This is a genomic window from Exiguobacterium sp. s145 (genome assembly GCF_018618835.1).
Lineage (GTDB): Bacteria > Bacillota > Bacilli > Exiguobacteriales > Exiguobacteriaceae > Exiguobacterium_A > Exiguobacterium_A artemiae.
The window spans coordinates 366,482-387,119 of sequence record NZ_JACSMV010000001.1 but is presented as its reverse complement, the minus strand read 5'-3'; the positions used below and the strand labels follow the sequence as shown (position 1 = coordinate 387,119).

Annotated in this window: 26 protein-coding genes; all 26 read right to left on the bottom strand. The window is 46.0% G+C overall.

Annotation, left to right across the window (positions count from 1 at the left end; translation table 11 throughout):
• Window positions 1–45: 45 nt before the first annotated feature.
• The 26 genes from tsf to KNQ07_RS01825 all read right to left on the bottom strand — a co-directional run bounded on the left by tsf (window position 46) and on the right by KNQ07_RS01825 (window position 20,629).
• Window positions 46–927 carry a translation elongation factor Ts gene (gene tsf / locus KNQ07_RS01950; protein WP_012370720.1) on the bottom strand — a complete coding sequence of 294 codons (882 nt, stop codon included), beginning with the start codon at window positions 925–927 and terminating at the stop codon, window positions 46–48.
• Window positions 928–1,009: 82 nt separating this feature from the next.
• The gene (rpsB, locus tag KNQ07_RS01945; RefSeq protein WP_012370721.1) at window positions 1,010–1,744 is read right to left on the bottom strand and encodes a 30S ribosomal protein S2; all 735 of its coding nucleotides are present in this window, start codon (window positions 1,742–1,744) and stop codon (window positions 1,010–1,012) included.
• Window positions 1,745–1,873: 129 nt separating this feature from the next.
• A complete protein-coding gene (locus KNQ07_RS01940; protein WP_214764069.1) occupies window positions 1,874–2,329 on the bottom strand; it encodes a hypothetical protein in 456 nt (151 codons plus the stop codon).
• A gap of 11 nt (window positions 2,330–2,340) precedes the next feature.
• The gene (locus tag KNQ07_RS01935) at window positions 2,341–3,114 is read right to left on the bottom strand and encodes a FliA/WhiG family RNA polymerase sigma factor (RefSeq protein ID WP_114595516.1); all 774 of its coding nucleotides are present in this window, start codon (window positions 3,112–3,114) and stop codon (window positions 2,341–2,343) included.
• Window positions 3,115–3,127: 13 nt separating this feature from the next.
• Window positions 3,128–3,610: a chemotaxis protein CheD gene (locus KNQ07_RS01930; RefSeq protein ID WP_114595515.1), complete on the bottom strand. Its 483-nt coding sequence runs from the start codon at window positions 3,608–3,610 to the stop codon at window positions 3,128–3,130.
• Entirely contained in the window at window positions 3,603–4,211 is a 609-nt protein-coding gene (locus tag KNQ07_RS01925; RefSeq protein WP_114595514.1) for a chemotaxis protein CheC, read from the bottom strand. Before KNQ07_RS01925 ends, KNQ07_RS01930 begins: the two co-directional genes overlap by 8 nt.
• Window positions 4,204–4,632, bottom strand: a complete 429-nt coding sequence (locus KNQ07_RS01920; RefSeq protein WP_114595513.1) for a chemotaxis protein CheW — start codon at window positions 4,630–4,632, stop codon at window positions 4,204–4,206. Before KNQ07_RS01920 ends, KNQ07_RS01925 begins: the two co-directional genes overlap by 8 nt.
• An 11-nt stretch (window positions 4,633–4,643) precedes the next feature.
• On the bottom strand, window positions 4,644–6,632 hold the full coding sequence (locus KNQ07_RS01915; protein ID WP_214764067.1) for a chemotaxis protein CheA: 1,989 nt from the start codon (window positions 6,630–6,632) through the stop codon (window positions 4,644–4,646).
• Between the two features lie 21 nt (window positions 6,633–6,653).
• Window positions 6,654–7,508 carry a MinD/ParA family protein gene (locus KNQ07_RS01910; RefSeq protein WP_114595511.1) on the bottom strand — a complete coding sequence of 285 codons (855 nt, stop codon included), beginning with the start codon at window positions 7,506–7,508 and terminating at the stop codon, window positions 6,654–6,656.
• Window positions 7,505–8,572, bottom strand: coding sequence for a flagellar biosynthesis protein FlhF (locus KNQ07_RS01905; RefSeq protein ID WP_214764057.1), 1,068 nt, complete (start codon window positions 8,570–8,572; stop codon window positions 7,505–7,507). The genes KNQ07_RS01910 and KNQ07_RS01905 overlap by 4 nt, the downstream gene beginning before the upstream one ends.
• Before the next feature lie 3 nt (window positions 8,573–8,575).
• On the bottom strand, window positions 8,576–10,600 hold the full coding sequence (gene flhA / locus KNQ07_RS01900) for a flagellar biosynthesis protein FlhA (RefSeq protein WP_214764049.1): 2,025 nt from the start codon (window positions 10,598–10,600) through the stop codon (window positions 8,576–8,578).
• Between the two features lie 14 nt (window positions 10,601–10,614).
• Window positions 10,615–11,706, bottom strand: coding sequence for a flagellar biosynthesis protein FlhB (gene flhB, locus KNQ07_RS01895; protein WP_114595508.1), 1,092 nt, complete (start codon window positions 11,704–11,706; stop codon window positions 10,615–10,617).
• Window position 11,707: 1 nt separating this feature from the next.
• On the bottom strand, window positions 11,708–12,475 hold the full coding sequence (gene fliR / locus KNQ07_RS01890) for a flagellar biosynthetic protein FliR (protein ID WP_214764042.1): 768 nt from the start codon (window positions 12,473–12,475) through the stop codon (window positions 11,708–11,710).
• Window positions 12,472–12,744 (bottom strand): flagellar biosynthesis protein FliQ, encoded by a 273-nt coding sequence (gene fliQ / locus KNQ07_RS01885; RefSeq protein ID WP_012370733.1) that lies wholly within the window; start codon window positions 12,742–12,744, stop codon window positions 12,472–12,474. Before fliQ ends, fliR begins: the two co-directional genes overlap by 4 nt.
• Before the next feature lie 11 nt (window positions 12,745–12,755).
• Window positions 12,756–13,424 (bottom strand): flagellar type III secretion system pore protein FliP, encoded by a 669-nt coding sequence (gene fliP, locus KNQ07_RS01880; RefSeq protein WP_114595506.1) that lies wholly within the window; start codon window positions 13,422–13,424, stop codon window positions 12,756–12,758.
• Window positions 13,421–13,897: a flagellar biosynthetic protein FliO gene (locus tag KNQ07_RS01875; protein WP_251135899.1), complete on the bottom strand. Its 477-nt coding sequence runs from the start codon at window positions 13,895–13,897 to the stop codon at window positions 13,421–13,423. The genes fliP and KNQ07_RS01875 overlap by 4 nt, the downstream gene beginning before the upstream one ends.
• Window positions 13,898–13,911: 14 nt before the next feature.
• Entirely contained in the window at window positions 13,912–14,277 is a 366-nt protein-coding gene (locus KNQ07_RS01870) for a response regulator (RefSeq protein WP_012370736.1), read from the bottom strand.
• Window positions 14,278–14,289: 12 nt separating this feature from the next.
• Complete coding sequence (gene fliY / locus KNQ07_RS01865; protein ID WP_114595504.1) at window positions 14,290–15,420, bottom strand: flagellar motor switch phosphatase FliY; 1,131 nt, start codon at window positions 15,418–15,420, stop codon at window positions 14,290–14,292.
• 1 nt (window position 15,421) lies between these two features.
• A complete protein-coding gene (gene fliM, locus KNQ07_RS01860) occupies window positions 15,422–16,405 on the bottom strand; it encodes a flagellar motor switch protein FliM (RefSeq protein ID WP_012370738.1) in 984 nt (327 codons plus the stop codon).
• A gap of 9 nt (window positions 16,406–16,414) precedes the next feature.
• Window positions 16,415–16,864 carry a flagellar basal body-associated FliL family protein gene (locus tag KNQ07_RS01855; RefSeq protein WP_026828016.1) on the bottom strand — a complete coding sequence of 150 codons (450 nt, stop codon included), beginning with the start codon at window positions 16,862–16,864 and terminating at the stop codon, window positions 16,415–16,417.
• Entirely contained in the window at window positions 16,839–17,075 is a 237-nt protein-coding gene (locus KNQ07_RS01850; protein WP_026828015.1) for a flagellar FlbD family protein, read from the bottom strand. Before KNQ07_RS01850 ends, KNQ07_RS01855 begins: the two co-directional genes overlap by 26 nt.
• The gene (flgG, locus tag KNQ07_RS01845) at window positions 17,072–17,968 is read right to left on the bottom strand and encodes a flagellar basal body rod protein FlgG (protein WP_014970679.1); all 897 of its coding nucleotides are present in this window, start codon (window positions 17,966–17,968) and stop codon (window positions 17,072–17,074) included. The genes KNQ07_RS01850 and flgG overlap by 4 nt, the downstream gene beginning before the upstream one ends.
• Window positions 17,968–18,438, bottom strand: coding sequence for a flagellar hook capping FlgD N-terminal domain-containing protein (locus KNQ07_RS01840; RefSeq protein WP_114595503.1), 471 nt, complete (start codon window positions 18,436–18,438; stop codon window positions 17,968–17,970). The genes flgG and KNQ07_RS01840 overlap by 1 nt, the downstream gene beginning before the upstream one ends.
• Window positions 18,431–19,627, bottom strand: a complete 1,197-nt coding sequence (locus KNQ07_RS01835) for a flagellar hook-length control protein FliK (RefSeq protein ID WP_214764026.1) — start codon at window positions 19,625–19,627, stop codon at window positions 18,431–18,433. Before KNQ07_RS01835 ends, KNQ07_RS01840 begins: the two co-directional genes overlap by 8 nt.
• Window positions 19,628–19,643: 16 nt before the next feature.
• Complete coding sequence (locus KNQ07_RS01830) at window positions 19,644–20,198, bottom strand: MotE family protein (protein WP_114595501.1); 555 nt, start codon at window positions 20,196–20,198, stop codon at window positions 19,644–19,646.
• Window positions 20,195–20,629, bottom strand: a complete 435-nt coding sequence (locus tag KNQ07_RS01825; RefSeq protein WP_214764013.1) for a flagellar export protein FliJ — start codon at window positions 20,627–20,629, stop codon at window positions 20,195–20,197. Before KNQ07_RS01825 ends, KNQ07_RS01830 begins: the two co-directional genes overlap by 4 nt.
• Between the last annotated feature and the right edge of the window lie 9 nt (window positions 20,630–20,638).

Genomic DNA, 20,638 nt, shown 5'->3' with positions numbered 1-20,638 from the left:
TGAAGCATACGTGTTCCTTCTCTTGTCATCAGGAAATCCTGATTCTTATTTTTTAAGTTGGTTCATTACTTCTTCAGCGAAGTTTTCTTCACGTTTCTCCATACCTTCTCCAACTTCGAAGCGTACGAATGAAACGATTTTTCCGCCTTTAGATTCTACGTATTTACCAACTTTGAAGTCTGGATCTTTGACAAATGTTTGGTCAACGAGGCAGATTTCTTCGTAGAATTTGTTCATACGACCAGCAATCATTTTTTCAACGATGTTAGCAGGTTTACCTTCGTTGAGTGCTTGCTCTGTCAAAACTTTTTCTTCACGTGCTTTTTCTTCTTCTGTTACAGAAGAACGGTCGACGTAAAGCGGACGTGCTGCAGCGATGTGCATTGCGATATCTTTTGCAACCGTTTCGTCTGTTGTACCTTCGACGACGACGACAGAACCGATACGACCGCCCATGTGGAGGTAAGAACCGAATGCTGCATTGTCTTCTTTAGTGAAGAGAGCTACACGGCGGAGTGAAATTTTCTCTCCGATTGTTGATGCTTCTTCTGAGATGTATGTGTCGATTGTTTTTCCTGCTTCGTATTCAGAAGCAAGTGCTGCTTCAGCCGTTTCAGAACCATTGCGGAGTACTGCATCTGCAATGTTTTGAACGAGTGATTGGAAACGTTCGTTTTTCGCAACGAAATCTGTTTCTGAGTTGATTTCAACAAGTGCTGCTTTGTTTCCGTTAACTGCAACAGCTGTCAAGCCTTCTGCTGCAATGCGGTCGCCTTTAGCTGCCGCTTTCGCGATTCCTTTTTCACGCAAGAAGTCGATTGCTGCGTTCATATCCCCATCAGCTTCGACGAGTGCTTTTTTGCAGTCAAGCATCCCTGCACCAGTTTTTTCACGAAGTTCTTTTACCATAGCTGCTGTAATAGCCATTCGATATTCCTCCTTATAAGGTCCTTATTTTCAAAAAAAAGGTGATAAAAGGTCAATTCCCTTTATCACCTGGCATCACGAATTACTCAGCGTCTGCTACTACTTCTTCAGTAGTTTCAGGTGCTACGTTATCTTCGCCTTGTTTAACTTCGAGGATTGCGTCAGCCATTTTACCAGTAAGCAATTTGACTGCACGGATCGCATCGTCGTTTGCTGGGATGACGTAGTCGATTTCGTCTGGATCACAGTTTGTGTCAACGATCGCAACGATTGGGATGTTGAGTTTGTGTGCTTCTGCAATCGCGATACGCTCTTTGCGTGGGTCAACGATGAAGAGTGCATCTGGAACGCCTGGCATATCTTTGATACCGCCGAGGAATTTCTCAAGACGAGTCATTTCTTTTTTAAGAATGATGACTTCTTTTTTAGGAAGAACTTCGAATGTACCGTTCTCTTCCATTTTTTCGAGTTGTTTTAAACGGTTGATACGTTTTTTGATTGTAGAGAAGTTCGTGAGTGTTCCACCTAACCAACGTTCGTTGATGAAGTATTGACCTGCACGGATCGCTTCTTCTTTCACAGTGTCTTGAGCTTGTTTTTTCGTACCAACGAAAAGAACGTTTCCGCCTTCAGACGCTACTTCACGGATGAAGTTGTAAGCTTCGTCTACTTTTTTAACCGTTTTTTGTAGGTCAATGATGTAGATTCCGTTACGTTCTGTGAAGATGTATTTTGCCATTTTTGGGTTCCAACGGCGTGTTTGGTGACCGAAGTGTACACCAGCTTCTAACAATTGTTTCATCGAGATTACTGCCATGATGAATTCCTCCTTTTGGGTTTTGGATGTCCTCCGCGATGATCGTTGTTCCAGCTAACCTATTAAAGGCACCGCAGCCGGCGATACATGCGTGCGTAATTAACACCGTAGACTAATATAGCATAAAGTTTAACGCCGGGCAACCTTCGTTTTCCGAGAAAGTTTAGCAATCAGTGCGACTTCTCCTGCTCCCCGATTCAATGAACGTGCCAACTGATCTAAATCAGCACCTTTTTCGAGTTGATCTTTAACATCCAATAGAGGCGGTTCTTCTACCCGGTCGTCCGGTTTGTCCTCATTTCCAGGTACGTTTACCGGTGCAGACGGATAATCGGATCGCTCTGATTCTTCAGCTACAATGATCTCGCCTTTCCATTCTTGTCCGACCGGAGTCGACGGGCGGGATATTACCTCCCCTTCCGTCAGCTCATTCACCTGTTGCATGAATTGTAACAGAATTTCTTCCGTTTCCTGCTTCTGTCGTTCAAGGTGTGTGACGCGGTCCTTCAAAAGGGCTTGTTGCTTAAACAATAACAAAAGACCGTAACAAATGAGTGCTGCTAGCAAAATATAAAAAAGTGTCATGGTATGTCCTTTCACATCGCGACGCGGTCAGAAAGATAAGCACTCCCTAACGCTTGTTTCAGTTTTCGGAGCGCTTTCGAGTGAATCTGCGAAATTCGTGAAGTAGATAAACCAAGGACTTCCCCGATTTCCGTCAATGTCAGTTCTTCAAAGTAAAAGAGGGATACGACGTATTGTTCCTTCTCGGATAATTGCTCCACTTCTTCCGCCAATTTCGAAATCAGTTCCCGCATCAAAAGCGTATCCTCAGGTGTTGCTGCATCCGGATCCAGATAGGAAACGGCCATCGCTTTTCCTTCGTCTTGAAGTGTCACGGCTTCATCGATCGATAGAATATTCGCAAAATAGCTCTCAGCCAGTGCCGTCTTGACTTCTTCCGGATTCATATCAACAATCGATGAAACCTCATCAATCGTCGGGGTCCGTTGAAGACTTTGTTCTAAAATCTCGACAGCGGCTTCGACCCGCTTTGATTTTTCGCGTAACGACCGGGGTAACCAGTCAATTTTCCGTAAGCCATCCAAAATGGCGCCGCGAATACGGAATGCTGCATACGTATCAAATTTATTGTTGTGATTTTGATCGAATTTTTGAAGGGCATCATACAATCCCATCATCCCAAGACTTTTTAATTCATCACGATCGACACTCTTCGGAAGTGTCGCGCTGAGACGCTGAACGTGGTAGTGCACAAGAGGTTCATAATTTAGCAGTAACTGGTCAGCTACCGCTACATCACGCGTCGATAGCCATTGATTCCAAAGTTGTTGTAATTCCTCACGCATGACCATTCCTCCTCTAAATTTCCAGCGTTCCGACGTTGACTGTCCGGATGACTAACCGACCAGTCTGAGAATGGAACTCGATCGTTCGACCATTTGTTCCACCAACGTCTTCCGCAACGAGTGGGACGTTCGCTTTTCGTAAAGCCAATTTTACCGCCGCAATATTTCGTTCACCGATTCGCATCGATTCGTGTTCATATTTAAATTGAAACATTTGTGCACCACCGGCAATTTTTGCCCGGAGACGAATTGCTCCACTATGACGAAGACGACGTGCCAACTCGACGACTGCCGTATCGGCGAACTTTCCGATTTCCAGTGCGATATTCCGACTGATTGACGAGTCCGGTAACATCACGTGTGCCATACTCGACAGCCCACGCTCTTGGTCGTAGATGATGACACCGACACAAGAACCTAAACCAGCCGTCCGAAGAATGATCGGTTTTTGGCTGACTGCATATTCTGCAATTCCAATCCGAACGACTTCATCCATCAATATCCACACCCAATCGTTGAAAGACCGAATCAAAGGCACCTTCTTCAGGTAGTAACAATAAATGACCATTCAAATCATTACCTGAACTGGATAAACGTGTATCGATGTATACTGCCATGTTACCAAATTTTGTTGACTCAAGTAAGGCAACTTCCAAAATTGCTCCCACCATATCAAAAGCAGAGGCCGGGACCGTGACATGGACGGATAAATCCAGCCAATCGGAAATCGAGCGGGCATAAGCGCCGATCAAAATATTCCCGATCTCTTCCCATGCTGAAACACCAAGTGCATGGTGTTCCGAAAAAAATTGAAATGGCTGTTGCAATAACTGAGAAACGAGTTTCTCAGCATCCTTGAGTGGCATTAAAAATAATAAGGATGCTTTAATATCCCCAGAAAATCGAAGGAGTGCTCCTGCTGTGTAAGCTTCAGCACCTCCGACCCGCTCAATGATGGTCGAGAACCCTTCCAAGTCCGCTGAAGGGACTTCGATTTCAACCGGTTGCCCCAGCAACGTGGATAAAGCGGTTGCCGCATGTGCCGCCCCGATATTACCAATTTCTCGAAAGACATCCTGTTCCATTCGATTAAGCATGGATAATCTCTTCAAATAAACGGTTTGGCTCGAGTAAAGAGAACAGTTGATCTTCCCCTTTAGCGATGGCCGTTAAATAGTTGGTCTCGTCTTGTTTTGAATCTGCCAGCGGTTCAATCCGGACATCTGCTGCTTCAACGACTTCATTTGCACAATCCACGATGAATCCTGCATCTCCATGTTCCAGTGTTGCGATGATGATCCGTGTTTCTTCTGTTTCCTCGACGGACTCAAATCCTAAACGTGTCCGCAAATCAATCACGGGTGTAACGACTCCGCGTAAGTTGATGACACCTTTGACATAAGATGCGGCATTTGGGATACGTGTGATCGGAATGACACGTTCGATTGAACGAACCGATTGCACATCAATTCCATATGCATTTTCTTCTAATTGAAAGACGACCCATTTTTGTTCCATTCTTCATTCCCTCACTTTCGTAACAGTGCATTGCTGTCAATGATTAACGCAACTTGTCCGTCACCCAGAATCGTCGCACCTGAAATCGCACGAATCCCCTCAAGATAACTGCCTAGCGGTTTCATGACGATTTCCTGTTGTCCTATCAGTTCTGAGACTATCAACCCTGCTAATTTCTCGCCGCTTCGGACGACGACGACAGAATAGGCGTCTGCTTCCGCATGCGGTAATCCGTATACTTGATTTAATGAAATCAATGGAACAAGCTGGCCACGGAAATCGAATACCTTTTCCCGGTGGGCTTGTAAAATGGCGTCCTGCTTCAGCGATGTCGTTTCAAGGATGGCTGTCAACGGGATCGCATATGTTTCTTCTCCCAATTTGACGAGCATCGCAGAAATAATCGATAACGTCAGCGGTAAACTGATTCTGAAAATCGTTCCTTCTCCGCGTTTCGTCTCGACGAAGACTTCTCCACCGAGCGATTCAATTTTCGATTTAACGACGTCCAGCCCGACACCACGGCCTGATAAGTCGGTGACGGTTTCTGCCGTCGAGAATCCAGGCGCAAACAATAACATCGATGCTTCTTCCGGTGTCAACAACGCTGCCTCTTCTTCCGTCAACAATCCTTTTTCAAGGGCAATTTTCGTCACCCGTTCCTGATTAATGCCTGCGCCGTCATCTTCAATCTCGATGAACACACGGTTTCCGGAATGGTAAGCCCGGAGTGACAGATTTCCTTCGACTGCTTTTCCTGCTAAAATCCGGTCAGCTTTGCTTTCAATTCCATGATCGACTGCATTTCGGATCAAGTGGACGAGCGGATCCCCAATTTCATCAATGACCGTCCGGTCGAGTTCTGTTTCCGCTCCTGTAATGTGGAGCTTGATGTTTTTACCGACATCTTTCGATACCGAACGTACCATCCGCGGGAAACGATTGAAGACTTGTTCAATCGGCATCATCCGTAACGTTAGGACAAGTGACTGCAGTTCATTTGTTCCGCGTTTAATCCGTTCAACCGTCTCCGTCAAATCAGAAGAACCGGCTTCTGCCGCAATCCGCTCGAGGCGTCCACGGTCAATGATGAATTCTTCAAACAGATTCATCAATCGATCAATCCGCTCGAGGTTGACACGAATCGTTTTTGCCGCAACCGGTGTTTGTGTCTCGTTCGAAGTATCCGTCGCCGGATTGACGACCGGCGTTTCAACCGGCTCGAGCAACGTCGCCGCTGCTGCTGGTTCGACCGGCACTTCGAATGGCTGTATCAACACTTGAGCGACTTCCGAAACGGCTTTGACTTCACTTTGAATGTCTTCAGCAGATTTCATCGTCACGAACAAGACATCAAAACGGGTCTCGAATTGTTCTTGTTCCAGTTCATCCGAAGTCGGATTCGACAAGATGACATCCCCAAGGTTTTGCAACCGGTCAAATACCATATACACCCGGGCCGCCTTTAAAATGACATCCGCCGATAACTCCACCGTAATGACATAGGCTTGATAACCGGAAGCCATCGATTGACGGACAACCGACTCAGAATAGACATCACACTCAAAGTTTTTCATGACTGTTGCTGCGGGTTTGTCCGTATCCTGACTTGGTTCCGAATCTGTATTGATAAACTGTTTCAAACGAACGACGGTTGTTGCCACATCCAGCTTTCCGGTACCACCCTGACTGATGTCCTCGACCATCGTTTCCAGCTGTTCAGCTGCGACAAATAATACATCAATCAATTCGGGTGTGGCAGGTTGTGTCTTCGAACGGACTAAATCAAGTGCACTTTCCATTTCATGTGTTAAATCGGCAATGGCATCATACCCCATCGTTCCGGCCATCCCTTTTAACGTATGAGCGGATCGGAAAATTTGATCGATGACGGCTTCATCGTCGAGTCGTTGTTCAAAAATCAGCAAACTCGAATTAATGGCTTGTAAATGTTCAATCGATTCATCAAGAAACAATCCTAAATATTCATTTAAATCCATGGAACGTATCCTCCTTTATGGTTAGCGGACACGGTTATGCCGTTTTTTCAAACGATTCAGTAACCGGTCTAAAAATTTCTGTTCCTGGACCTGAAGCCCCGTCAGCGATGTCGTAATATGATCAAGTCGCCAACTGACATCACTCGTCCGATCAAATACATAAAATGGTCGTTGGGCTTTGACTGCCTTCATGACAGTCGGATCATCCGGCAAAAAACCGACGAAGCGCAACGATTTTTCCAAAAAATTCTGACTGACCTGTTGTAGACGGTCAAATGTTTCAAGCGCTTCTTGGCCGTTCGTTGCCCGATTGACGATGACTGCGACAGGAAGTTCATGTGCGTGGTGATGCGCAAGTTTGACGAAAGCGTATCCGTCCATGATTGACGTCGGTTCAGGCGTCACGACCAGCCATGCTTCATCCGCACTGCTGATGAAATCAAAAGTCTGATGTGTTGCTCCGGCACCCAGATCGAGTAAGACGAAATCATATTCATAGAAAAACCGAAACTCGCTCATCATGAATTCAACATCGTGATCCGTCAGATCCATTAATTCTGTGAATCCGCTCCCGCCATGAATGAAATGCAGTTCCGGCGTCGCTTCGACGACGGCTTGGGTCAAGGGTGACCGTTCCTTGACACAATCCATCAATGAAACTCTAGACGATTTTCCGAGCAGCACACCGACATTCGCCATGCCGATGTCCAAATCAATGATTAATACTTTTTTGGCTTGCAACGATAGCGCGACACCCAGATTCACCGCGACATTCGTTTTTCCGACCCCGCCTTTACCACTGACGATTGCAATGGTTTTGGTCTGCCGTACGGAAACTTTTGATCTTAACGCTCGTGCCTGATCTTCTGGCATCATCTTAACCCTCTTTCTACAATCATTCGGGAAACTTCTGCACTTGTCGGCCAGATGATGTCTTCAGGTACTTCTTGTCCTGTCGTCAGACAAAACACAGGCAACTGTGTCTTTTTCGTCAGTCCGTAAATCGACCACAAATCTGTTGTCTCATCGGCTTTGGTAAAAATGAATCCGGACAACGGGACTTGATCGAACCGTTGTTGAATCTGTTCTAAATCGCGGTACTTCGACGTTAAGCTGAGTACAAGAAATACATCCGTCTCTGAAAAATCATGCCGCTTTTTTAACTGTTCGACATAACCCGCGTCAAGAAAATTTCTTCCCGCCGTGTCGACCAGGATGACGTCACAGTCGGATAAGTCGACTTTTGCTTGTTCGAATTCTTGTAAATCATAGGCGACGCGTAACGGAATATCGATGATGTCGGCATAAGTCCGCAATTGTTCGATGGCTGAAATCCGATATGTATCCGTCGTAATCAATCCAACGGTTTGTTGTTTCGTAAGACGGTAATAAGCAGCCAGTTTGGCAAGGGTCGTCGTTTTTCCGACTCCCGTCGGTCCGGTCACCATAATGAAACGGGAAGTTGCCGTCGTGACTTGAATAGGAGCAGTCACAGTCGCGATGAAGGCTTGTTCGACCTGTCTCACATCATTGGTCTTGTAGTAAGTGGACACCAATAAATCATAGAGTGCCTCCGCTTCACGCTGCAGGGCAGGTTCAGCGAGCAAAACTTCGTATGAGCTCAGCGCTTCCGGCAACCGCCGTGAAGCGAACGAGACAATCTTCGGACTAAGCGGCTCGATCATTGACGGATGACTTTGAACGACTGATTTAGCTGGTTGCAGCTCAGCCGTAACCTGTTTTACAGGCTGTATTATTTTTTCGACCGGATGTTCTTCGACCGAGGCGACGAGCTCCACTTTTTTTTGTGCAAATAAGCCGAACAAACCGCCCACTTTGATCTGTCGTGTGTTCAAAATGATGGCATCATTTCCTAAGTCTTGTTTAACCAGTTCCATCGCTTCGCTGACAGAATTTGCGATAATTCGTTTTACCATCATGTGTTAAATCACCCCAATACTCTTGACTTCAATTGTCGGAATCAATTCGTTATAAGACAGAACAGGTACATCCGGGAAATAACGTTCTGTTAATTGACGAACAAACATCCGAATACTTGGTGATGCCAAAACGATTGGCTGAGCTCCGTACCGTTCGAATTCTGCCGTCAATTCATTTAATGACTCAATGAAATGTGTTGCCTTATCAGGATCAAGCGCCAAATAATTGCCGAACTCCGTTTTTTGAATCGCTGACTGAATCTCCATCTCCAGTTCACTCGATACCGTCACAACGTGTAATACGTCTCCTTGTAAGACTTGTTCCGTAATTTGTCGGGCTAATGCTTGACGGACATATTCAGCTAACAAATCACTATCTTTCGTCACAGCCGCATAATCAGCGAGTGTCTCAAAAATAAGCGGTAAGTTTCGAATCGAGATTTTTTCTTTTAACAACTGCACGAACACTTTTTGCAGCTCGCCGATCGACAACAATTGCGGTGTCACTTCGTCGACTAAAATCGGATGTGATTCCTTTAAATGATCGACCAGTTGTTTTGTCTCTTCTCGGCCGAGTAAATCGGCCGCATGTTTTTTCAGAAGTTCCGTCAAATGTGTGGCGACAACAGATGGCGGGTCGACGACTGTATATCCGGACATCTCAGCCCGGCTTCTCGTCCGTTCATCAATCCATAAGGCCGGCATCCCGAACGCGGGTTCAACCGTCTCGATCCCTTGGATTTCCGGATCATCGACACCCGGACTCATTGCCAGATAATGATCGAGCAGCAGTTCGCCGGTTGCCATCTCACTTCCGCGGATTTTAATCCGGTAGTGATTCGGCGGGAGTTGCAGATGGTCACGAATCCGGACTGTCGGTAAGACGAATCCAAGTTCAAGTGCCAACTGTCTCCGGATCATGACGACCCGGTCAAGTAAATCCCCACCTTGCGCTTCATCGGCGAGCGGGATCAAACCATAGCCAAATTCAAACTCGATCGTATCGACGTTCAAGAGGGAAATGACGGATTCGCTCGATCGCAGGTTTTCAGTTGGTGCCTCTTCGACAGCGACTTCTTCTTGAGCTGCTTTTGACGTTCGTGTCAATCGCCAAGCGAAGAAGGCCGCTGCTGCCGCGACAGGAATCGTCACGTAATCGGGAATCGCTGTAAAAAGACCTAACAGGAAGATGGCACCAGCTCCAATCATGACGAGGAGCGGTGTCCGTGAGAGCTGACCGATGATGTCTTCCCCTAAGTTACCGTCAGAAGTCGAGCGGGTAACGATGATTCCGGTTGCGACAGAAATCAATAAGGCCGGAATTTGACTGACAAGACCGTCACCGACCGTCAACAAGGTGTATAAGCTGATTGATTCGGTCATCGGTAACCCTTGTTGGACGACACCGATGATCATTCCGAAAATCAAGTTGATGACGACGATGATGATTCCGGCAATCGCGTCTCCCTTGACGAATTTCGAAGCTCCATCCATCGCGCCGTAAAAATCGGCTTCCGACTGGATTTTTTGGCGGCGTGTCCGGGCTTGTAATTCGTCGATCATACCGGAGTTCAAATCGGCATCAATCGCCATCTGTTTTCCGGGCATCGCATCGAGCGTAAACCGGGCCGATACTTCCGATACCCGCTCCGATCCTTTCGTGATGACCAAAAACTGAATCAATACAAGAATCAGGAAGACGACGAATCCAACCAGAGCGTTTCCGCCGACAACGAAACTACCAAATGCTTCAATGACTTCTCCACCGTTCCCGTTCGAGAGAATCGATCGGGTCGTCGAGACGTTTAGTGCCAATCGGAACAGAGTCACGATCAGCAAGAGGGTCGGGAACACAGAAAATTCCAATGCTTCCTTCGCGTTCATCGCGACAAGTAAGACCATTAAGGCAATCAAAATGTTGATGATGATAAGAAAATCGAGTAAAAATCCTGGCAGTGGAATGACGAGCATGAAGACAATCATAATGACGCCTAGCAGGACAGATAAATCTCGTGTTGAAATGGTCATGATGCTTCATCCTTTCATTTCGCTTGTTTCATTTGATAGACAAAGGCGAGTGTTTCAGCGAGTGCCTGATAAAATGATTCATCCACTGCCATTCCTATTTCTGATTTTGCGAATAATGCTCGTGCGAGCGGTCTATTTTCAATAATCGGGATCTCAGCTGCTGTCGCCTTCTCCCGAATTCGGAATGCGACAGCATCCACTCCCTTGGCGACGACAATAGGTGCGGCATGTTTGCCGTCATCATACTGAATCGCTACGGCGTAATGGGTCGGGTTCGTAATGACTACATCGGCGTTCGGTATTTCCTGCATCATCCGCCGCATCGCCATTTCCCGTTGTTGCTGTTTGATTTTCCCTTTGATTTGCGGATCCCCTTCTGTATTCTTATGCTCATCCTTTAAGTCTTGTTTACTCATCCGAATCGACTTTTCAAAATCGAATTTTTGATAAGCAAAGTCAAGGACAGCAAGGACGATCAACGCGATACTGACTGAAATCCCCAACAGGAACGTCAGATGACCGATAATCGCCAAGGCGTCACCAATCGGTTCTGACGTCAAACGTGAAATTTCTACTTTGTTATTCCATAAGACTGTTCCACTCGTCACACCGATGACAAGTAATTTAAATACCGATTTTAAGAATTCAATTAATGCTTTCATGCTGACGATTCGTTTGACGCCTTGCAGCGGATTGATCCGGTCGAGTTTCGGTTGAATCGATTCTGTACTGAGCAATGCTCCAATCTGCACAAAATTCCCTAAAATGCCGATGACGACTGCTGTCAAAAAGAAGGGTGCAACCAAAATACTCATTTGGACCAGCATTTCAATCATGACTTCCTGGACGCGTCCTTCTTCGACAGCGACTAAGACCGTTTGAGCACTCAGTCCATCTTCTAATACCATGACGAACCGTTTCCCTAGAAACGGACCAAAGAAAAATAAAATCAGGAACATTCCGAACAACATCAAACTGCTTGTTAAATCAGCCGACTTTGCGACCTGACCTTTTTTTCGAGAATCATCACGTTTTCGAGGGGATGCCTTTTCCGTCTTTTCGCCCGCAAAATACTGGAGGTCAAGCGTTAATGTATATTTTCCCATCTCAACCTCCTAGTAATTGAATCGCATCGGACAATACGTCTTGTAATAAGGGAACAAATCGAGAAATCCCGGTAATGGTTGCTCCGGCGAGTAAAAACAAAATCGCATAACCCATCAATAACTTGACAGAAAATCCAATCGCAAAAATATTGAACTGGGGTGCGGTTTTCGCTAAAAACCCAAGCGCCAAATCAACTAAAAACAGGGCGACCACAAGTGGCATCGCCATTTGAAGAGCCGTGAGCATCGCGAGCCCGACGACACGAACGACTAAGCTCATGCCAGCTTCTCCGGAAACGTTAATCGCACTACCGGGCGGAAAGATTTTAAAACTCGTATAGATGCCATCTAGTAAAATCAAATGCATATCTGATGCCAGCAACACGAGCAGTGTCAACATGTAAAAAAATCGGCCGACGATCGGCGATTGACCACCAAACATCGGATCATATGCCGATGCCATCGCCAGCCCCATCTGTAAATCAATGATTGATCCGGCCATTTGTGGCGCATACAGTAAAAAACTGGCGAGCAAACCGAGGGAGAGCCCAATGACGACTTCTGTTCCCATTCGAAAAAAGAAATCGATGTCATCGACTTGAACCGTCGTCTTGACCGCATAACTGGCAAAATAGGCAAGTCCGGCAGCGATTGCCAACTTATGCTGAGCGGGTAACTGCTTCGATGAAAACAAAGGAGCAGCCACTAAAAATCCAACCAGTCGACCAAATACAAGTAAAAAAACACTGACAAAGGACAGTAACGTCATTTCCGCGAAACCTCGGCAATCTGTTTGAAGATTTCAATCGTAAACGTTTTGAGTTCTTCCATGATCCATGGACCGAAAAAGACGAGTGCTAAAAAAACGGCAACAATCTTCGGAACAAACGATAAGGTCTGCTCTTGAATTTGAGTCGTCGCCTGCAAGATGCTAACGAGAAGTCCAACGACGAGTGAGACGAGCAAGAGCGGAGCTGACACCTTTAACAAGGTCCATACGGCCGAACTGGCTAATTGAATAATCATTTCCTGCGTCATGTCGTCCCTCCCTATCGCATGCTGACGAGTAGTGATTCGACAATTAAATGCCAACCATCTACTAAAATGAACAATAATAATTTAAACGGTAAGGCAATCATGACCGGTGGTAACATCATCATCCCCATCGACATCAAGACACTCGAAACGACCATATCGATGACGAGGAACGGAATGAAAATCATAAATCCGATTTGAAACGCCGTCTTTAACTCACTGATGGCATAGGCCGGCACTAACGCGACGAGCGGAATATCTTCCACCTTCTCCGGCTTCTCGTAATTGCCATATTTCAAAAAGAGTTCTAAGTCATTGCTCCGTGTGTACTGAGACATAAAACGTTTCATCGTTCCTCCGGCTTGATCAAAGGCTTCCTCTTGACTGATTTTGTCGTCCATGTACGGTTGTAAGGCCGTCGTGTTCAATTCCGTTAAAATAGGCGCCATAACGAACAATGTGATGAATAACGCCAGTCCGACAAGCAGTTGGTTCGGCGGTGTTTGTTGTGTTCCTAAAGCAGAACGCACAAAGGATAAGACGACGATGACGCGTGTGAAACATGTCATCAAAATCAGTAACGACGGTGCTAATGATAAAAGCGTAAGTAAGACCAGTAATTTGATGGAAGTTGCCGTCCCGGACGGCGTATCCAAGGAGATCAAGTTTTCAATCGTCGTCATGACCGTCCTCGTTTCTTCTGGAACTGATCGAGCTGTTGCTTAAATGATTCCAGAAACGGAGATGCGGCTGACGTATGTGGTGGGCTCTCGGATGTATCCGTTGCTAACCATTCGTCATCTTCTTCAATCGTATCAAGCAATTCAACGTTTTGACCGACACCGACAACATAAATCTTACCGTGAACCCTCACGAGCTGAACGGATCGATCTTTGCCAAGCGGGACACCACCGAGATGCGACAGTCGGCTCGATTGACGGACTCCCTTTGTCCGTTCATTGATGAAACGGACAGCAAGCAGGAATCCACCAATCAAAACTGCGAGTGTCACGACGATTTTTACGACCGTGACGACTGTCGATGACCCGTCGACCTGTTGTGTTGTAGGTTCATTTTTCTTAGATGGGTTGAGCTTCTCTTCCACTGTTTCGGCACCGACCTGATGCGTCAGCAGGAACAGGAGAAGACAGGTCAAACAGGTCAGTCTTCTCATGATGAAATGGTTTTCGAAACGGCTTCGAGTACACGGTCTGCCTGGAACGGTTTGACGATGAAGTCTTTTGCTCCGGCTTGAATCGCATCGATGACCATCGATTGTTGTCCCATCGCCGAACACATGATGACTTTGGCAGCCGGGTTGAAGGCTTTGATTTCTTTTAATGCTGAAATCCCGTCCATTTCCGGCATCGTGATATCAAGTGTGACGAGATCCGGCGTTAACTCTTTATATTTCGAAACGGCTTCACGTCCGTTTTCAGCCTCACCGACGACGTCATAGCCGTTTTTCGATAAAATTTCCTTAATCATCATTCGCATGAAAGCTGCATCATCTACAATCAAAACTTTTGCACTCATCCTATTTCCTCCTTAGAACATCCGCAGACGTTCTTTTGTATTGACGATCTCTGTAATCCGGACACCGAAGTTTTCTTCGATGACGACGACTTCTCCCGTTGCAATCAATGTATTATTGACGAACACGTCAACGGGTTCTCCTGCTAATTTATCCAGTTCAATGATGGAACCTTGTGTTAATTCCAAAATGTCCCGGACTGACCGGCGCGTCCGTCCCAGTTCGACTGTGACATTCAACGGTACATCGTAGAGCATGCCGATGTTGCCGGGCGGACCTTCTTGTTGCACTTCAGAAAACTGACCGAACTGAACAGGACTGACGCCAACCGGCTCCTTTTTGTGTTCGGGTGGTGCTTCATACCGGGGTTCCGGCTGCGGCTGAGACGCAGCCGGCTGTTCCCGGACCGGTTCTGGTGCAGGGACTTGAACTGCGGGTGCCGGTTCACTCGTTGTCGTACTGGCATTGAATAATTTCTGAATCAATTGTTTGGAAAATTCAAGTGGTGCCAATTGGACGATTTTTGAGTCGATCAGCGTTCCGATTTTCAAATCAAATTCGATGATGACCATGCTTTCCCATAACGAGAAGCTGTCCACAATTGTTTTTTCTTGCGAGAAATCAAAAATTTCGACCGCTGGAGGCGAGATATCGATGCGCATTGAGAACACGGTCGACATCGAGGTCGCAGCCGCTCCCATCATCTGGTTCATCGCTTCCTGAACGGCAGACAGCGCAATCGGTTCCATCTCAAGGCTCTCATCAACGACACCATCGCCGCCCATCATTAAATTCGCAATGACGGAAGCATCCCGTTGTGTCAAAATCAAAACGTTTTCTCCTTTGAATCCTTCTGTATATCCAACGCGAAGAGCGACGTGGGGAATCGGATAACGACTCCGCAATTCTTCCATCGTAATCATCCGCACGTGTGGTGTCGTGATTTCGACTTTTTGATTCAACAATGCAGAAAGGGCTGTCGCGGAATTTCCTAACGAGATGTTCCCGACTTCTCCAAGCGCATCAATTTCCATCTCATCCAATTGATGTAAATCATCCGTTGAACTGGTATCGGTTGGTTCTTCAGCCGATGGGGTTCCACGTAATAATGCATCGATTTCATCTTGCGAAAGCATATCGCTCATGTTATTCCTCCTCAATTCGTTGTAAGACTTGTAAAGCGAGATGCTTCCCGTTCAGACCAGGCCGCGCTTTGAACATTTTCCGATCATCGACGAACAATTCAACCGGATCGGATGTACGTGTCTGGAGGGACAGGCAATCGCCTACCTCGAGGTGTAACAATTCTCCAAACGAAAGTTCCGTCTGGCCGAGCACTGCTTTCAAATCGACGATTGATCCCATCAACTGTGTTTGCATATGTTCTGACTCTTGGTTATCGGCTGACTTTCGTTTCTCTTGTTGCATCCAAAAGTGACTCGATAGTTTCGGAATGATTGGTTCGAGTGTCACGAACGGCAGACAGACATTAAGCGTTCCGCTTACTTCTCCGACCGTCACGTAAATCGAGACGAGAATGACCGTTTCATTCGGTGAGACGAGTTGAAGAAATTGTGGATTGATTTCCAAATCATCATACTCGGCTTCGATTTCGGCAATCGATTCCCACGCTGCCCCGTATTGAACAAAAGCGCGTTTGAATAACTGCGTCAAGATCCGGGTTTCGATTTCCGTCAAGTTCTCAATCTTATTCATACCTTCACCCGGTCCGCCGAGCAATCGATCGAGCATCGCATAAGCGATGTTCGGATTTACTTCGAAGATGACCCGTCCGTCTAACGGGTGAAGATTCACTAAATTAATTAAGGTCATGTTCGGAATGGAATGAATGAATTCATCATATGGCAGTTGCTCGACCGTATTGACCGTAAACTGGACATATGTTCTGAGCTGTGCTGAGAAATGGGTCGTCAAGACTCGGGCGAACTGTTCATGAATTCGCGTTAAGTTTCGCATCTGGTCTTTTGAGAATCGTAACGCCCGTTTAAAGTCATACACTTTCACACGACGTTCTTCTTCTTGACTGCGTATTTCCTCAACTTCCATATCTCCGCTTGAAATGGCTGATAGCAGGGCGTCAATTTCATGTTGTGATAATACTTCGCTCATGCGGCCACCTCACTGGATGATTTTTTTCGTCGTGTAGACACGTTGAACATCGCCTTCTTGCAGGAGTTTTTTAAATTGCCCCCGTAATTTTTCTTCGAGTTTCGCCATGTCTTGTTTAGAATCTAAATCTTGTTTTTTCATCGAAGCTAAATCCCCTAAGATGATATTGTTGATTTGAAACTTGCGTAACTCAAGTTCTTCCCGCGTCGCTGCATCATCCGTGACGATTGTAAACTGAACATTTAAGAATCGTTCGTCTGCAATGTTCGTCGTCAAATCATCTGTTTGAAAGCTTCGCTCTTCGAGTTCCGCACCTGTCGGCTGTTCGACTTTCGCTTCAGTCGGATCACTCGTCAACAAATATTTTGAAAGCATATAGCCGGCACCTACCATCATAATCGCAACGACAACCATGATGAGTGGTAATTTCAACTTACTCTTCTTCTTTTCTTCTGCCATCTTCGAGCCTCCTAGCACTGTTCAAGCCCGTTAAACCGACTTGTCGGTAAAAATCGATTGTGGCTGCTTTTACCTCTTCTAACGTTTCCTTGACGACATAAGTCTGTCCCCCGACCAACTGGATCGTCGTATCGGGTGTCGACCGGACCGCTTCGATTAAGATTGCATTTAAGACAAGCGGTGTTTCACGTAATGTCGTTAAAGTAATCATCGTTTCAAGTTAACGAGTTCTTCTAAAATCTGATCTGATGTTGTAATGATCCGGGTGTTCGCCTGGAATCCGCGTTGGGCGATGATCATTTCCGTAAACTCTTCCGATAAGTCGACGTTCGACATCTCGAGTGTACCGGATGTTAATTGACCAAGACCGTTTGTGCTTGGTGTTCCAGTCGCTGCGATACCGGAGTTTTGAGAAGCGGCAAATAAATTCACTCCTGATTTTTCAAGACCACCCGGGTTAGCGAAATTTGCCATTGATACGTAACCAACTCGTTGCAAGTTACCCGTTCCGTCAACGAATGTGACTAGTCCATCTTTTCCGATTGCAAGGTTCTGTGCTCCAGTCGGAATTTGTAACTTCATGTAGCCATTATTTACTTTGTTTGTGATTTGACCTTGAGCATCGTATTGGTTGGCAGGTAGGTTTGCTTGATCGGCAGGTGGCTGTCCAGGGTTGGCAGGCGGTGGATCAGACAATCCTACGAGATAATTTCCATCTCCCGTTACGATATTTCCTTGAAGATCTGTATAAAAGTTACCGGAACGAGAATAACGCACACCGTCTGCCGTCAAGACTTGATAGAATCCTTCACCGGAAATCCCGACATCAAGCGTTCGACCTGTATTTTGTAACGCTCCTTGATTGTAAACGTTATCGACCGTCGACATCGAGGCCCCGAGTCCAACCTGTTTCGGGTTTGTCCCACCGACACCTCCACCATTACCTGATGCGGAACCAACTGATTGGTTGACAAGATCCTTAAACGTGACACGACCTTTTTTATAACCAAATGTATTGACGTTGGCGATGTTATTCCCGACGACGTCTAACTTTGTTTGGAAGTTCTTTAACCCACTGATTCCTGAATACATTGAACGTAACATTATTTTTCCTCCTTTGTTTTAATTTCAGTCAATTCGTAGACACTGACACTTTTTCCGTTTGATAACTCGGCAATGACATCGACCCCGTCACGCTTTACACTGAGGACGTTTGCCGTCACTTTACCGGTCGATGTCACATCTGCTCCCGTTGCATCTTTCGTGACAGTCTCACCTTCATAGCTGACACTTTTTCCAATTAAATTACTGTAGTTCATCAGAGCCGCCGCATGCTGATTGAGCATCATCGTATCCATCCCTTTGCCAATCGCTTGCATCTGTTCAAGAGAAGAAAACTGAGCCATCTGCGAAATGAACTCCTTGTCTTCCATCGGTGCCGTTGGATCTTGATTGGACAATTGGGCAATCAGGATTTTCATGAACATGTCTTTGTCCATCGAGTTACTGGATGGTACTTTCGTTTTCTCCGGTAACTGATAGGACGACGCATCATTTTTGATGGAATCAGTCATCTTCATCCTCCTCTAGTTCTTCTTCGTACGGTGCAGGTTCTTCTTGCTGGCGTTCCCGTCGTTCTTGCGGCAAACCTTGTTCAAAGTCTTTGACACTCGATGCCAACATCCCGGTTTCGACTTTGACGAGTGGTGCTTGCGGCTGCAACGATGTATGTAGCTTTCCGAGTTGCTGATCCAGCATTTGTTTTGCTTGTTCTGTCGCCGCGAAAAGCTTTACTGTCAATAAACCGTCTTTTTTATCCAACTGGATGACGACTTCACCCAACTGTTCTGGATATAAGCGGATCGACATGCGTGTCGAACCGTCCGCACCTTTTAAAAATGGTGCTTGTTTCATCGCCGCTTCAATCCGGGACGTGAGTTGTTCATCGACATTTGGTTGCATGACGGATGGCCGAACCCCTACCCCTAATGCACCGTTCATACGTTCAAATTTCAATCCGGTCAACGGTGATGGTTGTTCTTTCCCTTCCGGATCGGCAGCTACCTGAATGGATTCAATCACCTTTTTAGTCATGACATTGGTTTTCAGTGTTGGTGTCGTTTGTTCAGATGAGACAAGGCGATTTGAAAGCAAAGGCATCACTGCCTCTTTTTTAGTACCCGGAGCATTCATTAACGTCGGATTAGTTTGCGGTACAGCTGAAACCGCCGTTACAACTGGCATTACCGGAAACGGTCCAACAGTCCCTGAAACATCAGTCGCCTGAATGACCGGAGCATTTAGTCCTGCCGGTAAGTCATTTCCTTTCACATGTTCCTTAGCGACGACGGTCAACATCACCGTTGCAAGTACTTGTTGGAGGGAAGCTGGGAATTGTTCGAATAACTCCATCGCTTTTCCCGGCTGTCCGTCTTGTATCGTCTTAATGAACTGAATCAGCTCCGTCGCTTTTTTAGGATCATGTATTATATCTTCTACTTCAGGTTGCTCCAGAAGTTGTAACACTTTTTCCGGCTGTGCGGTCAATTGTTCCAACAGCGGTTTGACTTCGAGATTCGTCTCCCCTTCAGTCGGTATTGCCTGTTGATCCAGTGAAGGGTTCTGTACGCCCTCAGCTAGAGGTTGCACTAAGTATTGAAGTAACGAAGCAAAATTTCCAACGCCATTCGCCGGGAGCTCTTTCCCGTTCCACTTCGTAACCGGTTTAGCTATTTGTGCTTGCTGTACATCCGTCAAGTTCATCTTATTTTCTCACCCCTTATTGGACTGCCAACAATTGTGTCAACGCTGCAGCTTTTTTAGGATCCATCTTTGCCATGATGGCTGCCTGTTGTTCAGCATCAATTTCTTTAATGATTGAAACGACTTCCGTCGGACTCAATTCGTTGAAAATATTGGCTGCATCCTTCGGCGTCATCTCCGCATAGACATCTGTCACATCAGCAGTCTTTTTCGAAGCAGACTTATCTGTCCCTGTCGTTGCAGGTGTAGCCGGCGTGTTTTTCAACCGATCCCGTTCCGCAATCAACCGGACGACTTCCTGTTCTTTTGCTTGGATGAGTTCTGCTTGATCAGTTGTCTTCGCCCGTAGTTTTTTGATTTCAGCATTGGCTAATTTCAAGCGTTGTTCGATCTCTGAATTTTTCGAAGACGTTACTTTTGAATCCGTCACTTCTTCCGATGCGAAAGGTAATGAAAAAATCGGACGCCCATTAGCGTAATTTAATACGAGATAGGCTGTAAATAATAACAATAACAACGGGATGATTAATAAGGGCAAAATCCATTGTTTTGATGACTTGTTCTCACTCATGTCGTTCGCCTTCTTCCAAACTGCAATAATGCTAATTCATCCATTTGGTTCTGTTCCACCAAAGCGAGTGTCCGCCGATTTTCTTCTAATTGATTTGATTGCAGTCGTGTAAATTTCTTTTCTTCAATCAAAGCCTCTTTTAAATCGATTTGAGCCCGCTCATACTGATTTTTCGCCTGGGTAACATATAATTGCTGGCGTTCAATCTGTTGTTTGACGACATCGCGTGCACGTTCACGGTATTGAGAAGCAAGCAGCTCAACCGTTCCTGTTTCATTTTGTGCTTTTAAAAAAGCTTCATAACGAACGAGAAGATGGTACAATTTCTCGACCTCAATTTCATATTGTTTCTTTTTTTCAGCAGTATATTTTGAAACACGATCCTTTTCCGCTTCCGCTAAAGGAATGATGCGTTCATATATGGTTTTCATTCGTGCACC

What these genes read in the sequence shown, in the direction of transcription:
- tsf (WP_012370720.1), bottom strand. Translation starts at nt 927, where the DNA reads ATGGCTATTACAGCAGCTATGGTAAAAGAACTTCGTGAAAAAACTGGT.
- rpsB (WP_012370721.1), bottom strand. Translation starts at nt 1,744, where the DNA reads ATGGCAGTAATCTCGATGAAACAATTGTTAGAAGCTGGTGTACACTTC.
- KNQ07_RS01940 (WP_214764069.1), bottom strand. Translation starts at nt 2,329, where the DNA reads ATGACACTTTTTTATATTTTGCTAGCAGCACTCATTTGTTACGGTCTT.
- KNQ07_RS01935 (WP_114595516.1), bottom strand. Translation starts at nt 3,114, where the DNA reads ATGCGTGAGGAATTACAACAACTTTGGAATCAATGGCTATCGACGCGT.
- KNQ07_RS01930 (WP_114595515.1), bottom strand. Translation starts at nt 3,610, where the DNA reads ATGGATGAAGTCGTTCGGATTGGAATTGCAGAATATGCAGTCAGCCAA.
- KNQ07_RS01925 (WP_114595514.1), bottom strand. Translation starts at nt 4,211, where the DNA reads ATGCTTAATCGAATGGAACAGGATGTCTTTCGAGAAATTGGTAATATC.
- KNQ07_RS01920 (WP_114595513.1), bottom strand. Translation starts at nt 4,632, where the DNA reads ATGGAACAAAAATGGGTCGTCTTTCAATTAGAAGAAAATGCATATGGA.
- KNQ07_RS01915 (WP_214764067.1), bottom strand. Translation starts at nt 6,632, where the DNA reads ATGGATTTAAATGAATATTTAGGATTGTTTCTTGATGAATCGATTGAA.
- KNQ07_RS01910 (WP_114595511.1), bottom strand. Translation starts at nt 7,508, where the DNA reads ATGATGCCAGAAGATCAGGCACGAGCGTTAAGATCAAAAGTTTCCGTA.
- KNQ07_RS01905 (WP_214764057.1), bottom strand. Translation starts at nt 8,572, where the DNA reads ATGATGGTAAAACGAATTATCGCAAATTCTGTCAGCGAAGCGATGGAA.
- flhA (WP_214764049.1), bottom strand. Translation starts at nt 10,600, where the DNA reads ATGACCATTTCAACACGAGATTTATCTGTCCTGCTAGGCGTCATTATG.
- flhB (WP_114595508.1), bottom strand. Translation starts at nt 11,706, where the DNA reads ATGGGAAAATATACATTAACGCTTGACCTCCAGTATTTTGCGGGCGAA.
- fliR (WP_214764042.1), bottom strand. Translation starts at nt 12,475, where the DNA reads ATGACGTTACTGTCCTTTGTCAGTGTTTTTTTACTTGTATTTGGTCGA.
- fliQ (WP_012370733.1), bottom strand. Translation starts at nt 12,744, where the DNA reads ATGACGCAGGAAATGATTATTCAATTAGCCAGTTCGGCCGTATGGACC.
- fliP (WP_114595506.1), bottom strand. Translation starts at nt 13,424, where the DNA reads ATGACGACGATTGAAAACTTGATCTCCTTGGATACGCCGTCCGGGACG.
- KNQ07_RS01870 (WP_012370736.1), bottom strand. Translation starts at nt 14,277, where the DNA reads ATGAGTGCAAAAGTTTTGATTGTAGATGATGCAGCTTTCATGCGAATG.
- fliY (WP_114595504.1), bottom strand. Translation starts at nt 15,420, where the DNA reads ATGAGCGATATGCTTTCGCAAGATGAAATCGATGCATTATTACGTGGA.
- fliM (WP_012370738.1), bottom strand. Translation starts at nt 16,405, where the DNA reads ATGAGCGAAGTATTATCACAACATGAAATTGACGCCCTGCTATCAGCC.
- KNQ07_RS01855 (WP_026828016.1), bottom strand. Translation starts at nt 16,864, where the DNA reads ATGGCAGAAGAAAAGAAGAAGAGTAAGTTGAAATTACCACTCATCATG.
- KNQ07_RS01850 (WP_026828015.1), bottom strand. Translation starts at nt 17,075, where the DNA reads ATGATTACTTTAACGACATTACGTGAAACACCGCTTGTCTTAAATGCA.
- flgG (WP_014970679.1), bottom strand. Translation starts at nt 17,968, where the DNA reads ATGTTACGTTCAATGTATTCAGGAATCAGTGGGTTAAAGAACTTCCAA.
- KNQ07_RS01840 (WP_114595503.1), bottom strand. Translation starts at nt 18,438, where the DNA reads ATGACTGATTCCATCAAAAATGATGCGTCGTCCTATCAGTTACCGGAG.
- KNQ07_RS01835 (WP_214764026.1), bottom strand. Translation starts at nt 19,627, where the DNA reads ATGAACTTGACGGATGTACAGCAAGCACAAATAGCTAAACCGGTTACG.
- KNQ07_RS01830 (WP_114595501.1), bottom strand. Translation starts at nt 20,198, where the DNA reads ATGAGTGAGAACAAGTCATCAAAACAATGGATTTTGCCCTTATTAATC.
- KNQ07_RS01825 (WP_214764013.1), bottom strand. Translation starts at nt 20,629, where the DNA reads ATGAAAACCATATATGAACGCATCATTCCTTTAGCGGAAGCGGAAAAG.